Origin of the sequence: Methylocystis sp., assembly GCF_051061285.1 — a bacterium.
Classification (GTDB): domain Bacteria; phylum Pseudomonadota; class Alphaproteobacteria; order Rhizobiales; family Beijerinckiaceae; genus Methylocystis.
The window spans coordinates 41,939-55,207 of the sequence record NZ_JBPFEA010000031.1 but is presented as its reverse complement, the minus strand read 5'-3'; the positions used below and the strand labels follow the sequence as shown (position 1 = coordinate 55,207).

At 64.2% G+C, this 13,269-nt stretch carries 13 protein-coding genes; 6 read left to right on the top strand and 7 right to left on the bottom strand.

Annotated elements, in window-relative coordinates:
* Positions 1 to 284 precede the first annotated feature (284 nt).
* Positions 285 to 1,181: a DUF937 domain-containing protein gene (locus ACR65T_RS10925; protein WP_434496502.1), complete on the top strand. Its 897-nt coding sequence runs from the start codon at positions 285 to 287 to the stop codon at positions 1,179 to 1,181.
* A gap of 200 nt (positions 1,182 to 1,381) precedes the next feature.
* Positions 1,382 to 2,770 (top strand): glutamate--cysteine ligase, encoded by a 1,389-nt coding sequence (locus tag ACR65T_RS10920; RefSeq protein ID WP_434496501.1) that lies wholly within the window; start codon positions 1,382 to 1,384, stop codon positions 2,768 to 2,770.
* 27 nt (positions 2,771 to 2,797) lie between these two features.
* Here ACR65T_RS10920 and ACR65T_RS10915 read toward each other — a convergent pair whose 3' ends face one another.
* Positions 2,798 to 3,121, bottom strand: a complete 324-nt coding sequence (locus tag ACR65T_RS10915) for a hypothetical protein (protein WP_434496500.1) — start codon at positions 3,119 to 3,121, stop codon at positions 2,798 to 2,800.
* A 260-nt stretch (positions 3,122 to 3,381) separates the two neighbouring features.
* Positions 3,382 to 4,143, bottom strand: a complete 762-nt coding sequence (locus tag ACR65T_RS10910; protein ID WP_434496499.1) for a 16S rRNA (uracil(1498)-N(3))-methyltransferase — start codon at positions 4,141 to 4,143, stop codon at positions 3,382 to 3,384.
* 140 nt (positions 4,144 to 4,283) lie between these two features.
* Here ACR65T_RS10910 and ACR65T_RS10905 point away from each other — a divergent pair, with 140 nt between their 5' ends.
* Positions 4,284 to 4,727, top strand: coding sequence for a hypothetical protein (locus ACR65T_RS10905; protein WP_434496498.1), 444 nt, complete (start codon positions 4,284 to 4,286; stop codon positions 4,725 to 4,727).
* Entirely contained in the window at positions 4,724 to 5,680 is a 957-nt protein-coding gene (ubiA, locus tag ACR65T_RS10900) for a 4-hydroxybenzoate octaprenyltransferase (protein WP_434496497.1), read from the top strand. The genes ACR65T_RS10905 and ubiA overlap by 4 nt, the downstream gene beginning before the upstream one ends.
* Before the next feature lie 33 nt (positions 5,681 to 5,713).
* Here the strand turns inward: ubiA and ACR65T_RS10895 are convergent, their stop codons facing one another.
* From ACR65T_RS10895 to ACR65T_RS10880, 4 genes are read right to left on the bottom strand one after another with little or no spacing between them, the layout of a single operon-like run.
* A complete protein-coding gene (locus tag ACR65T_RS10895; RefSeq protein ID WP_175092770.1) occupies positions 5,714 to 5,917 on the bottom strand; it encodes a hypothetical protein in 204 nt (67 codons plus the stop codon).
* Between the two features lie 42 nt (positions 5,918 to 5,959).
* Positions 5,960 to 7,147 (bottom strand): ABC transporter permease, encoded by a 1,188-nt coding sequence (locus ACR65T_RS10890; protein WP_434496496.1) that lies wholly within the window; start codon positions 7,145 to 7,147, stop codon positions 5,960 to 5,962.
* Entirely contained in the window at positions 7,144 to 8,073 is a 930-nt protein-coding gene (locus ACR65T_RS10885; RefSeq protein WP_434496495.1) for an ATP-binding cassette domain-containing protein, read from the bottom strand. The genes ACR65T_RS10890 and ACR65T_RS10885 overlap by 4 nt, the downstream gene beginning before the upstream one ends.
* Positions 8,070 to 9,059 carry an HlyD family secretion protein gene (locus ACR65T_RS10880; RefSeq protein WP_434496494.1) on the bottom strand — a complete coding sequence of 330 codons (990 nt, stop codon included), beginning with the start codon at positions 9,057 to 9,059 and terminating at the stop codon, positions 8,070 to 8,072. Before ACR65T_RS10880 ends, ACR65T_RS10885 begins: the two co-directional genes overlap by 4 nt.
* A 174-nt stretch (positions 9,060 to 9,233) precedes the next feature.
* Here ACR65T_RS10880 and ACR65T_RS10875 point away from each other — a divergent pair, with 174 nt between their 5' ends.
* Together ACR65T_RS10875 and ACR65T_RS10870 are read left to right on the top strand one after the other, a co-directional pair.
* Entirely contained in the window at positions 9,234 to 10,910 is a 1,677-nt protein-coding gene (locus ACR65T_RS10875) for an electron transfer flavoprotein-ubiquinone oxidoreductase (protein WP_434496493.1), read from the top strand.
* 104 nt (positions 10,911 to 11,014) lie between these two features.
* Positions 11,015 to 11,806: a YdcF family protein gene (locus ACR65T_RS10870; protein ID WP_434496698.1), complete on the top strand. Its 792-nt coding sequence runs from the start codon at positions 11,015 to 11,017 to the stop codon at positions 11,804 to 11,806.
* Between the two features lie 153 nt (positions 11,807 to 11,959).
* On the opposite strand, the gene ACR65T_RS10865 is transcribed toward ACR65T_RS10870, so the two are convergent.
* The gene (locus ACR65T_RS10865) at positions 11,960 to 12,745 is read right to left on the bottom strand and encodes a LuxR C-terminal-related transcriptional regulator (RefSeq protein ID WP_434496492.1); all 786 of its coding nucleotides are present in this window, start codon (positions 12,743 to 12,745) and stop codon (positions 11,960 to 11,962) included.
* Positions 12,746 to 13,269 lie beyond the last annotated feature (524 nt).

Below are 13,269 nucleotides of genomic sequence, written 5' to 3'. Positions count from 1 at the left end.
TCGCGCCTTTTGGCAGAGGCGGCGCCGAGGCGGCGAGCCGCTCAAGCGCCAAACGCGGCCATCCGGATCACCCGGCTGAATGCCGGCAAGCAATGTCGCGCATGCGCGACGGTGTCAAGCCGCCGGCGCAGCGCGGAGACCCCTCGGCGAACGCCGTCAATGCGTTGCTAACGCCGGCGCGCCGCAACAAGTTTCCAGCTCCGCCGCCGATTGGCGCAACCGCCGGACTGTGACACCATGACGGCGGGCTCGCCTTCCGGGCTCGCGTGAACGGAGCTGCGCGCATGTCCTATCTCGACGAGATTTTGCAGTCCGCGCAAGGCGGCCAGTTGGTCTCCAATCTCGCTCAGCGCTTCGGCCTCTCCGACGAACAGATGGACCGCGCCATCAAAGCCCTCTCTCCCGCGCTCGAAGTCGGCCTGAACAACGCCGCCGAACAGCCGTTGCTGTTCGAAAAGCTCTTGGGCGATATCGCGTCCCCGCTGCGCGCGGCCGCCTTCGACGACCCTGGCGCCGCGCAGGACGCGGATTCTCTCGCCCAGTCGCGACAGCTGCTCGAAGAGCTCTTCGGCTCGCCGGCGGCCGCTGGGCAAGTCGTGCAGGTCGCGGCCCGCGAGTCGGGGCTGCGTCCGGACATTCTCTCGCAATTGCTGCCGGTGCTGGTTTCCGTGCTCATCGGCGGATTATTCAAAAATGTGAGCAACCGGGGCCTCGGCGGCGTGCTCGGCCAGCTCGTCAGCTCCGGCGCGCTCGGCTCCATATTGGAGCAAATGCTCGGCGGCGGGCGGGCCTCGCAGCCCGAACCCGCGCCGGCGCCGACGCCTCAAGGCGGCGCAGCTGGCGGCGCAACGAGAGGCGGCGGCCTGCTTGGCGGACTTCTGGGGTCGATTCTGGGCTCGCTGCTCGGCGGCGGCCGCCGGCCCGCGCCCGACCCCTACGGCGGACCCATGGATGGACCCTTGGGTGGACCTGTCGGCGGACCGATGGGCGGTCCGCTTGACCTCGACCCGGGCGCTGGGCGCTCTCAGGGCCTGCCCGACGACATGGATCAGGCGTCGATTCAGCAGGCGATCGAAGAGATCAAGCAGACGCTGCAGATCGGACGCGGCGGCGGCGGCGAAAACGCCGGCGCGCGCTCGGACTTTGAAAGCATTCTCGGCCAGATGTTCGGCAAGCGCTAGGGGCTGGCCGCCAAGCTCGGGACCGCCCGCGAAGTTCTAAACCCAGGACGCCCTTCGGCGCGCTGCCCCTACGAGCCGGCGCGGGCGGAGGCTTGCGCAACGCCCGCTTTCCTGCAATCCATCGGCGCGATTCCTTCACCCGCGAGGCGCATCCCGCGCCGCAATCGCGCGTCTCCTCTAGCACGGAAAATTCCCCGTAGATGGCCCGCGACGTATCCGACACGACGCCGATCACGTCGCGCAACATGTTGGTCGAATGGTTCGAAGCCGGCTCCAAGACCGGCGGCGCGCCGCTGCTTATCGGCACGGAGCACGAGAAAATCCCCTTCTATGCGGCCGACGATTCGCCGGTCCCCTATGAGGGCTCGGGAGGCCGGGGCGGCGTGCGGGCGCTGCTCGAGGGCCTGCGCGACACGCTCGGCTGGGCCCCCATCCTCGACCGGGACGCGCTGATCGGCCTCTATCAGTCCGATGGCGGCGGCGCGATTTCGCTCGAGCCCGGCGGACAATTCGAACTCTCCGGGGCGCCTCTGGCCGACGTTCACGCCACGCATGACGAGCTTGACGCGCATTTCGCGGCCCTTGCGCCCATAGCCCGAGCGCTGGGCGTGCGGTTCCTTGATCTTGGCTGCAGTCCGAAGTGGTCACGCTCGGAGACGCCGACGATGCCCAAGCAGCGCTACGCCATCATGCAAGCCTACATGCCGAAAGTTGGCGCGCTCGGGCTCGATATGATGTTTCGCACCGCAACCGTGCAGGTCAACCTCGACTTCGTCGACGAGGCCGACATGGTCCAAAAAACGCGTGTCGGCCTCGCTTTACAGCCGCTCATCACCGCGATGTTCGCCAATTCGCCGTTTCTCGACGGCAAGCCGACCGGCCGGCTGTCGCAACGGTCCTACATTTGGCTCGACACCGATCCCGACCGAACCGGCATGCTGCCCTTCGCCTTCGAGGAGGGATTCGGCTTCGAACGCTACGTCGACTATGCGCTCGACGTGCCGATGTATTTCGTCAAACGCGGCGACGTCTATCACGATGTGGCGGGAGCGAGCTTTCGGGACTTGATGAAGGGCCGCCTTCAGCAACTGCCTGGCGAGCGCGCCACGATGTCCGACTGGGCCAATCATCTCTCGACGATCTTTCCGGAGGTGAGGTTAAAGACCTATCTCGAAATGCGCGGCGCGGACGCAGGCCCGCGCGCCCATTTCACCGCCCTTCCCGCGCTTTGCGCCGGTCTGTTCTATGACGCCGCCGGGCTGGATCAGGCGCGCGAACTGACGAAGGGGTGGAGCGCCGCCGCGCGTCAGGCGCTACGCGCGGATGTGCCCGCTCTGGCGCTCGATGCGAGAATCGAGGGCCGCAGCCTGCGCGACGTCGGGCGCGACGTTCTTGCGCTGGCGAAGGTCGGATTGCGCCAACGCGCCCGCCTTGACGCCAAAGGACGCGATGAGAGCGTTTTTCTTACGCCGCTGGAAGCAATTCTCGAAGACGGACGCACCCTCGCCCAGCGGCGCTTGGACGCTTATTACGGCGGGTGGGGGCAGTCGATCGACGCCGCCTTCACCGACTGCGTGCTTCCGCAGTAGAATTTGGAGCCGGCGCCGACGCGATGGTTAGCGTGGGAAGAGGTCGTGCAGTCCGAAGGGCGCCATCGGCGGCAGCGAGGAACGCGCGGCGGCATGCTGCATGCCGTCCCGGCGCATATCCGTGTAACCCAATGGGGCGACAGGGGCGCGAGGCATAGAGACGCGGACGTGACCGCCAAGGCGAACACAACCGTTTGACCCCGCGACTGCGACATAATCGGCGCCATATCGCGCGCATTGGCTGACATTGTCGGCATGCGCCGGCGCAACGGCGATGGCCGTGAGCGCGATGGCGCCGAAAAAGCCCGCCGGCAGAAAACGGTTACTGCGGCTGATGTTGTCTAGGGTCATGAGTTTTGGGCCTCATTTCCGAAAAAAAACGCGCGCGTCGCGCGAGATTTCCGGAGCCTTGCGATCCCGACAATGTCTCGATACGCCGTAATTGCGCTGGCGGCGACGAGAACCTCCTCGCCTTCGAGCGGCGCATTCCGGCGCTGCAAATCCAACTAGAGCCAAACATCGTGGCAGGATCGTGTCTTGGACGCCCACTGGCGAAACCTGTCGGCGCCACGTGAGAACTACCCTTTATTTTCTATTTATTTATTTTTGGTTTAGACGGCGGCCGTCCGAGAACGCCAATCGCCGATCGCGGCCTGGACGATCGCTAGAGCCGCGACGGCGGCGGTGTCGGCGCGCAGCACGCGCGGTCCGAGCGAAAGGCGCGCGACGTTGGGCAGACCGGCGATGGCGGCCCGTTCGACGTCATCGAAGCCGCCTTCCGGTCCAATGAGCACGCTCACGCCCTCTCCCGCCGTACGGCCCTCGAGCGCGTCCAAGGGGTTGGCGAGCGCGGCGCGTTCGTCACAAAACACGAGGAGCCGCCGCGCCGGCCAACGCGCGAGAAACTCTGACAGTTCGACGGCGGCCGCGACTTCGGGCACGGCCAGCACGCCGCATTGCTCGGCGGCCTCGATGACATTGGACTCGAGCCGCCCCGCGTTGAGCCGGCGGACCTGCGTTCGGCGCGTCATCACCGGCAGAAGGCGGCCGGCGCCCATCTCCGTGGCCTTCTGCGCCATGTAGTCGAGCCGCGCCTGCTTTAGGGGAGCGAAACAATAATCGAGATCGGCGCGTTCGGTCTGGGCGCGCAGTCGCTCGCCGACGCGTAATCTTGCGGAGCGTCGCGAGACGTTCGCGAGCGTCGCGTGAAATTCGCCGTCGCGGCCGTTGAACAGATGGATCGCGGCGCCCTCCCGCATGCGCAGGACATTGAGCAGATAGTTCGACGCCTCAGCTGAAGGGGCGAGTTCGACATCCGGCGCGAGATCGTCACGAACGAACAAGCGCTGCGCAGAAAAATCGTAAGCTGACACAATGGCTTCCCAAGCGGAGACGCGAGCGCAAGGCGCGCTCGCCATGAAGCCGCCGCTTTGTTGCGTGCAGGTTCGCCAAAACTTGCGTCGCCGGCAAGCCTGCTGGTAATGCTGCGAGCCTGATGAGCGGACCAAGACACATGATCATCGGCGCTGTCGATATTTCTCGCGCTGTCGCGCGACTTTCGCTGTTTGCGATGCTGCTCGCCTCTACCGGCGCGCATGCGCAAGCCTGTCAGGAAGACTTCAGGAAGCTCACCGAGAAGCGCATGGCGGGAATCGAGGCGCTCAACACTCTCGGAAAGGCTGGCAAGGGCAAGATGGATCCCGAAGCCGCCTGCCCCGCGGCGAAACGTCTCGTCGCCGTCGAAACCGAGATGATGAATTACATCAACAAGAACAAGGAATGGTGCAACATTCCTGACAATGTCGCCGACGGCTTCAAGGAAGCGCGCGCCAAAACTCAGGGCTTCGCCTCGCAGGCCTGCGCGGCCGCAGCGAAGATGAAAGAGATGCGCGATCAAGCGGCGGCTGGCGGCGGCGGCATGATGGCGCCGCCAAAGTTGCCCGCCGGACCGCTGTGAGCGTAAGGCGAAGCGGCGATTCGGCGGGAGCGACCGCGCTGCCCGACGCCATCGCGGATCATCCGTTACTGCGCCGCGCGCCGCCTGCATTCCTGCCTTATATCCAGCTTGCGCGCCTCGATCGGCCGATCGGCTGGTGGCTGCTGCTGCTTCCCTGCTGGGAAGCGAGCGCGCTCGCCTCCGCGTCGATGCGCGAAGGCCCCAACGTCTGGCATTTGGCGCTGTTCTTTATCGGCGCCGTCGCCATGCGCGGCGCGGGCTCGACCTATAATGATTACGTTGATCGCGAGATCGACGCCAAGGTCGAGCGCACGCGTCTGCGGCCGCTCGCCAGCGGGCGCGTAACGCCTGCGGCGGCGGTCGGCTTCCTCGTCGCGCAATGCCTCGTCGGGCTCGCGGTGCTTGTGTCGTTCAACGGCCTCACGATCGCTCTTGGACTGGCATCTCCGCTGATCGTGCTGATTTATCCCTTCGCCAAGCGCTTCACGTCCTGGCCGCAGGCGATCCTCGGATTAGCCTTCGCCTATGGCGCGCTGCTCGGCTGGACGGCGCGCACGGGGGAACTCGGCGCGCCGGCGCTTTTTCTCTATGCGGCGGCGATCTCATGGACGATCGGCTTCGACACGATTTACGCGCTCCAGGACATGCGCGACGACGCGATTGTCGGCGTGCGCTCGACGGCGAGATTGTTCGGACGGCGCGTGCAATTGGCGGTCGGCGCGCTCTATGCCGTGTCCGCCGCATGCGCCGCCTTCGCCGTTTTTCTGGCGGGCGGCGGGTGGTTCGCCTATGCGGGGGTCGCCGCCTATGCGACGCATCTCGCTTGGCAGACCGCGCAGACCCGAGAAGATGTCGCGCCGATCACCGCTCTGCGCCTGTTCCGCTCAAATCGCGACGCCGGTCTGCTGCTGTTCGCAGGCTTTTTTGCGCAGAGCCTCGCCTTTCTTTTCTAGTGGGCCTCGGGCGACGCGCGATGCGGAGCTGCTCTATTTCTCGAGTTCCTTTTTCCTGTCGAGACAGGAGTCGATTTGTTTCTTGTCGAGCTCCCAATAGGAGCCGCCGCAGAGCGCCTCATAGCGACTGCTGACGAAGAAGGACCAGATGTAATAGCCGGTCAGCACCACCGCGGCGACGGCGGCGATTTTCATGATGAAGTTGAATCGCGCTTCCGCGTCTTGGGTGTCCGACATTGTTAGTCTCCGCGCCAAAGTTAAGCCGCCGAAAATTCGCCATCAGTCCAGCGTCTGCCGGAAACGCATCACCGCGACGCTCATCGCGACAAGCGTAAAGGCCGCAAGCGCGCCGGCGTCGACGGCGAGATCGCCGAAGTTCGAGCCCTTCAACATCACCGAGCGCACAATGCGCAGATAATGGGTGAGCGGCAGCGCCTCACCCGTATATTGCGCCCACATCGGCATTCCGTGGAAAGGAAAAAGGAAGCCCGAAAGAAGCATGCTCGGCAGAAAAAAGAAGAAGGTCATCTGCATCGCCTGCAGCTGATTTACCGCGACCGTCGAGAAAGTGTAGCCCACCGACAGATTGGCGACGATAAAAAGCAGAGTCAGCACGCTGAGCGTAAAGAGCGAACCGACCACCGGCACCTGAAACAACAAGGAAGCGACGATGAGGATCGTCGACATCTGCACGGCGCCGACGACCACATAGGGCGCGATTTTTCCGAGCATGATCTCGACCGGGAGTATCGGCATGGCGAGCAGCGCCTCCATCGTTCCCCGCTCGATTTCCCGCGTCACCGACATCGCCGTATACATCAGCATCGTCATGGTCAAAATCGTGCCGATCAGTCCGGGCACGATATTGCGGCGGGTCTCTCCAGCCGGATTGTAGCGCCGATGCACGCGGATCTCGTAAGGCGGCGCATTCTGCGCAAGCGACGCCAGCGGTCCGGTCAGTTCACGGTCGAGCGCCTGATTCGCGGCGCCGAGCGCGGCGGCGACCGCGCCCGAGGTCGCCGTCGGGTCCGTGGCGTCGGCGATGAGAAGCAGCCCCGGTTTTTCGCCGCGGACGAGCTGGCGAGAGAAATCGGGCGGAATTTGAATGACGAATTGCACCTTGTTCGAGAGGATCAATTTGTCGGCGTCGGCCTCGCCGCGCGCGACATATTTGATGTTGAAATAATCGGTGGCGCGCAAAGCGCCGATCAGCGCGCGCGCGATCGGGCTGTCGTCGCCCGTCAGCACCGCCGTCGGCAGATGTTTGGGATCGGTGTTGATCGCATATCCAAAAAGCATCAGCTGAATCAGCGGAATGCCGACGATCATCGCGAAGGTCGGCCGGTCGCGCCGAAGCTGAATGAATTCCTTGACGAACATCGCGACCAAACGCTGCCAGGACTGCGCGAGCGGGCCGCGGCGCGCCGGACGCGGGACGACGCGCGGCAGGCCTTCCTGCGTGCTCACTGGTCGGCTCCAGCGCGGGTCATCAAATCAATGAACACGTCTTCGAGCGATGGCTCGTCGCGTCTCCAATGATGAAGGCCTTCGGCGCTATAGCGATCCGCGACGCGCTCCATCGCCGCTTCATCGCGGCCGCCGACGTGCAGCGCCGAACCGAAGCGCGCAACCATGTCCACGCCGGGTTGACGTTTCAATTCGCTGCTGAGCAGATCGAGGCCTTCGCCCGTCACGACCCAGGTCGAGAGATTCGCGCCGGCGATAATCTCCGGAATCGTGCCCGAAGCGAGCAGCCGCCCATTGGCGATATAGGCGATCCGGTGACAGCGCTCCGCTTCGTCCATGTAGTGCGTCGAAACGAGCACTGTTAAGCCTTGCGTCGCCAGATGATGGATCTCGTCCCAAAAGTCGCGTCGCGCCTTGGGATCGACGCCCGCAGTCGGTTCGTCGAGGAGGAGCAGCGACGGGCCAGGCAAGATGCATGCGCCAAGCGCCAGTCGCTGCTTCCAGCCGCCGGAAAGCTCGCCGGCGAGTTGGTCGGCCCGCGCGACGAGGCCGAGGCGCTCGAGCGCGCCCTGAGCTGCGTCCTCCGGCGCTTCGAGACCGTAAACGCGCGCGACGAACTCCAGATTTTCGCGAATGGTGAGGTCGCGATAAAGTGAAAAGCCCTGCGTCATATAGCCGACATAGCGCTTGATCTCTTCCTGCTGCCGGCGAATGTCGTAGCCAAGACATTCGCCCTCGCCCGAATCGGGCGTCAGCAGGCCGCAGAGCATGCGGATCGTCGTCGTCTTGCCGCTGCCGTTCGGGCCGAGAAAGCCCTGGATGTGACCGCGCGCCACCTGCAGCGTGAAATTGTCGACGACCTTTTTGGCGCCGAAGGATTTGGTGAGCCCGCGCACGTCGATCGCGATGTCGCTCTCAGCGCTCACGGCGCCGCTCCCGTCGACTCCGGCGCCGGCCCGACGGCGACCGGCATGCCAAGCGGCAACGCGCGCGCCGCGCCTTCGAGCCGCGCTTCGGCCTTGAAAACGAGTTTTGCGCGCTCCTTGTCGCTGAAGATCACGGGAGGCGTATATTCCTGCCGGCCGGCGATATAGCTGACGCGCCCAAAGAGGTCGTCGGCGCAGCCGTCGCAGGTGACGCGCATCCGTTCGCCCAGCGAGATCTTCGGCAGCTCCGGCTCGGAAATGAAGAAGCGCACCTTACGATTCTCCGGCGGCAATAGCGCCACGACCGGTTGACCAGCGTTGACGATCTCGCCGGGGCGGAAAAAAACGTCTTGCACCACGCCGTCGGCGGGCGCGACCACGCTCTGGCGCTTGATGCGGATGTTCAGCGCGTCGAGTTGCGCGCGCGCCTGTTTCAAGCTGGCTTCAGCGGCTTCAATCTCCTGTGAGCGACTTGCCATGCGCGAAGCCTGAACCTGCCGGCGCGCTTCCTCCACGCTCGCCTCGTCGCGCGCGCGGGCCATTTCGGCGCGATCGAGCGCGGCCTTCGCGACATGGCCTTTGGCGTATAGTTTTCGTTGCCGCTCGTAATCAGCGCGGGACAATTCGAGAGCGGCCTCGGCGCGCTCCAGCGCGGCCTGCAAAACGGCGATCTGCTCGGGCCGATTCATCGCCGCGCGTAGATTTTCGACTTGCGCCTCGAGTTGGGCGAGGCGCGCCGACGACTCGTCGCGCAGGCGATCGAGAAGCGTCGTCGACATCGTGAACAGCGGATCGCCCTTTTTGACCTCGGCGCCGGCCGAAACCGCGAGGCTCGCGACCCTCTCGGTCTCGTAAGGGCCGATGTAGAGCATCTCTCCTTCGACATAGCCCAGAAAGACATCGGCGGGAGTCGCCGGACGATAGGCCACGCGCCAAACGACGACGGCAAGGAGCGCCAGCGCAATGAAGACCGCGAGACGCTTCATGCGGCGGGGGCGTAGAGCGGATCGAGCATGGCCGGATTATGCACCTTCCCCGCCGCGCGACGAAACTTGCCGCGAGGCGCCTACAACAAAGCCCCTCCCAAGGCGAAACTCCTTTTGCCGCGCCGGCGGCAAAAAGGCTAGAATGCCTCCAAGAAAAGGCAAAAGGGATTGAAAATGGCTGAAGATACGGAGCTGCCGCCACGCGAATCTATGGAATATGACGTGGTCGTGGTCGGCGCGGGCCCGGCCGGCCTCGCCGCGGCGATTCGCTTGAAGCAAGTTGCGCCGGATCTCTCCGTCGTGGTCATCGAGAAGGGCTCCGAGCCCGGCGCGCATATTCTATCCGGCGCGGTCATTGATCCGATTGGACTTGACCGGCTGCTGCCCGAATGGCGCACGCGCGACGACGCGCCGCTGAAGACGAAAGTGCATGAGGACCATTTCCTGTTGCTGTCGGAGAAAGCCAGCATTCGCATTCCTAATATTTTGATGCCGCGGCTGATGAACAATCACGGCAATTTCATCGGCTCGCTCGGCAATGTCGTGCGCTTTCTCGCGTCGGAAGCGGAAAACCTTGGCGTCGAGATCTATCCCGGGTTCGCCGGCGCCGAAGTTCTTTACGGCGACGAGGGCGAAGTCGTCGGCGTCGCGACCGGCGACATGGGCGTGGGACGCGACGGCAAACCCAAAGACAGCTTCACCCGCGGGATGGAGCTGAAAGGCAAATATACGATCTTCGCCGAAGGCGCGCGCGGTTCGCTCACCAAGCAGTTACTGGCCAAATACGACCTTTGCGCAAACAGCGAGCCGCAAAAATTCGGCATCGGCTTCAAGGAGCTTTGGCGCATTCCGAAGGAGAAGCACAAGGATGGACTTGTGCAGCATTCCTTCGGCTGGCCGCTTGCGGCCGACACCGGCGGCGGCTCTTTCCTCTATCATTTCGACGACGATCTCGTGTCGATCGGCTTCGTCGTGCATCTCAACTATTCAAATCCGACACTCTCTCCCTTCGACGAATTTCAGCGCTTCAAGACGCATCCGATGATCGCGCCGACGCTCGAAGGCGGCGAACGTCTTTCCTATGGCGCGCGCGCGCTGACGGAAGGCGGGTGGCAGAGCGTGCCAAAGCTCGTCATGCCGGGCGGCGCGCTGGTCGGCTGCGCTGCGGGCTTCATGAATGTGCCGCGCATCAAAGGGTCCCACAACGCTATTGTTTCGGGCATTCTGTGCGCCGAACATATCGCGGCGGCGATCGGCGAAGGCCGCGCGCATGACGCGGTGGACGCCTATGACGCCGCCTGGCGCGCCTCCGAGATCGGCCGCGATCTAAAGCCCGTGCGCAACGTCAAGCCGCTCTGGTCGAAATACGGCACCTATGTCGGCGCGCCGCTCTTTGGCCTCGACATGTGGACGAATGAGCTGTTCGGCTTTTCCTTCTTCGGCACGCTCAAGCACGGCAAGGCCGATTACGAGACCTTGAAGCCGCTCTCGGAAGTCACGCCGATCGTCTACCCGAAACGCGCAGGCAAACTCGTCTTCGACAAGCTGTCGTCGGTGTTCGTCTCGAACACCAATCACGAGGAGGATCAGCCGGTTCATCTGAAGCTTGCCGATCCCGCGATTCCGATCGCGCGCAATCTCCCGATCTACGGCGAGCCCGCGCGACTGTATTGCCCGGCGGGCGTCTATGAGGTGGTCTATGCCGATGAGACGACGCGCCGTGATCCGCGCTTCGTGATCAACGCGCAGAATTGCGTTCACTGCAAAACCTGCGACATCAAGGACCCGGCGCAAAATATCACCTGGGTTCCGCCGGAGGGCGGCGGCGGACCGAACTATCCGAATATGTGATCGGTCGCAGCGAAGGCGCCATTGCGCGCGCATCGAAGCCGTCCGCAATACCTTCGCTTCCGCCGCTTTGCGCGCGATGACGCGCCGGAAAGATGCATGAACCGATGTTCTTCATCGTCTCGAAAAGCTTCGCGTTCGTTCTGGCGCCGGTCCACTTTTTCATTTTCCTCGCCGTCATCGGCGCAACGCTGCTGTTCACGCGCTGGAAAACTTGGGGACGCGCGCTCTCGACCGTTAGCGCGTTCGCCTTGCTGCTGATCGCCTTCGGACCGCTCAGCGGTCTCCTTGCGGGCCCGCTCGAGGCGCGTTTTCACCCGCCGCCCGACGATATGCCGGCGCCCGACGGCATCATCGTTCTCGGCGGAACGATCGACGAGCGGCTGAGCGCCAGCCGCGATCGTCCGACTCTGGTCGACGCCGCCGAGCGCCTGACCGCGCCGATCACGCTCAAACGCAAATATCCCAATGCGCGTCTCGTCTTTACCGGCGGCTCCGCCGCGCTGCAGGCTTCGCCCTACTCCGAAGCCGACGCGGTGCAGCGCTTCTGGCGTGAGATCGGACTCGATCAGGGCGACGTTCTCTATGAGCGACGCTCGCGCAATAGTTACGAGAACGCCGTCTTCACGCGAGAACTGCTTGGCCCCAAGCCTGGCGCGCGTTGGCTGCTCGTCACCTCGGCGATTCACATGCCGCGCGCCATCGGCGTGTTCCGTCAGGCGGGCTTCGATGTGATCGCCTATCCGGTCGACTATCGCACCAGCGGCGACTCTGGGCTCGAATTCCCGCGTTTCGCGACGAAAGCGCTCGGACTTGTGGAATTCGCCGCGCATGAGTGGGCGGGACTGGTCGCCTATCGGCTGACCGGAAAAAGCGACGCGCTGTTTCCCGCGCCATAGTCCGGCCATTGCCCATAGAGGGCGCCGCCCATGCGCGCCTAGAGCGCGGCTCGCGAAAAAGTCGGAACCGGTCTTTCGCGTTGAGCGCGCTCTAAACTTTTGGAATCGATCAATTTATCTGCATCTGGGCGATCCGCCCAAATGCAGCGTGATCTAGTCCGAACGGTGCCGTCTTCCGCGCGACGCGCCCGCCGGCTCCATGCTGCGCCCGCCGGCCCCGCCTGGATATGCGCCGTGCTTCATCTCCAGAAAGAGCGCGATCGCCTGCGCCCGATTGCGCACATCGAGCTTTTCGAAAAGATTGCGCAGATGGAATTTGATCGTGTTGATCGAGACGCCGAAATCCTTGGCGAGCTGACTGTTGGTGTGCCCGGAGCCGAGCGCCGATAACAGGCTCCGCTCCCGTAGGGTCAGATTTTCCAGCGGGTCGCTGCGCATCTTGCGGATGTCGACGAAGGGAAACACCATGTCGCCCGCCGCCACCGCGGCCAACACATCCAGAAGCCGCTCCGGCGGCGCGCGCTTGGAGACGAAGCCGGCGCCGCCAAGCTGCAGAGTTTCGGCCGGCGCGGCAGGATCATTGGTGCCGCTGTAGACGACGATCTTGGGCGCCGCGACTTGGCGCGACAGCGCGCGCAAGACGTCGCGGGCGTGCAGCGTCGGCAGTTGCCAGCCGATGACGGCGATCGTGAATTTCTGCTGACGCGCCGCTTCGAGAAATTCTTCGCCGTCCGTCAGCTTCGCCACAAGGGTGAACCGGCGGTCGTCCGACAGCAGCTTGTCCAGCCCTGCGAGGATCAGCGGGCTCTTATCGGCAATGGCGACGTCGATGCGCTCCGCCTCCGCCGTCGCGCGGACGCCTTCGGCGCCATTGGGCCGAGCGGCGCGCGAACCGTCCCGGTGGTCATTCGCGGCCCTGATCGAAGAGGTAGGAGCCATTCAGCCTCCACCGCCGCGCGAAGCGCAGCGTATTGGTCGAGATCGCCCCGCACCGGCCTTGGACGCACCCCAATCCTGGAGCCCGGCAGGCCGGCACGCCCTGCCCGTTAGAAGTGGGGGCGTAAGTCACAATACCGCAGGCTCCCACGGATGCAAGCCTCTTTGCGCGCGCCGAACCGGCCAACAGACAAACAAAAACGGCGCGCTGGCCCAAGGAGGCCAGCGCGCCGCGTTTTGAATGCTGAAGCTTGTTTTAGTCGCTGAACACCCAGCGGGCGGCGAAATACGCGGCCGCGCCGATGACGATGATCGCGATCATGCCGACCGGGGTCGCTGCATAGCTCGTCAGTTCAAGAATAGCGCCCATAGTTTCCTCCTTCTGTCACACACACTGCCGTTTTCGCCACAAGCCGAGATTCAGGCTGCAATCCGCGACCGCGGCGTTGCTTTCTTCGTCGAATTGGTCAAGTGGAAAGCATGGCTGACGTCGGCCCGCCTCGGTTTTGGTTCAACGTCGACCTCAC

Coding starts and splice junctions, on each gene's coding strand:
- ACR65T_RS10865 (WP_434496492.1), bottom strand. CDS start 12,745: ATGGCTCCTACCTCTTCGATCAGGGCCGCGAATGACCACCGGGACGGT.
- ACR65T_RS10925 (WP_434496502.1), top strand. CDS start 285: ATGTCCTATCTCGACGAGATTTTGCAGTCCGCGCAAGGCGGCCAGTTG.
- ACR65T_RS10895 (WP_175092770.1), bottom strand. CDS start 5,917: ATGTCGGACACCCAAGACGCGGAAGCGCGATTCAACTTCATCATGAAA.
- ACR65T_RS10905 (WP_434496498.1), top strand. CDS start 4,284: ATGATCATCGGCGCTGTCGATATTTCTCGCGCTGTCGCGCGACTTTCG.
- ACR65T_RS10915 (WP_434496500.1), bottom strand. CDS start 3,121: ATGACCCTAGACAACATCAGCCGCAGTAACCGTTTTCTGCCGGCGGGC.
- ACR65T_RS10920 (WP_434496501.1), top strand. CDS start 1,382: ATGGCCCGCGACGTATCCGACACGACGCCGATCACGTCGCGCAACATG.
- ACR65T_RS10880 (WP_434496494.1), bottom strand. CDS start 9,059: ATGAAGCGTCTCGCGGTCTTCATTGCGCTGGCGCTCCTTGCCGTCGTC.
- ACR65T_RS10875 (WP_434496493.1), top strand. CDS start 9,234: ATGGCTGAAGATACGGAGCTGCCGCCACGCGAATCTATGGAATATGAC.
- ACR65T_RS10870 (WP_434496698.1), top strand. CDS start 11,015: ATGTTCTTCATCGTCTCGAAAAGCTTCGCGTTCGTTCTGGCGCCGGTC.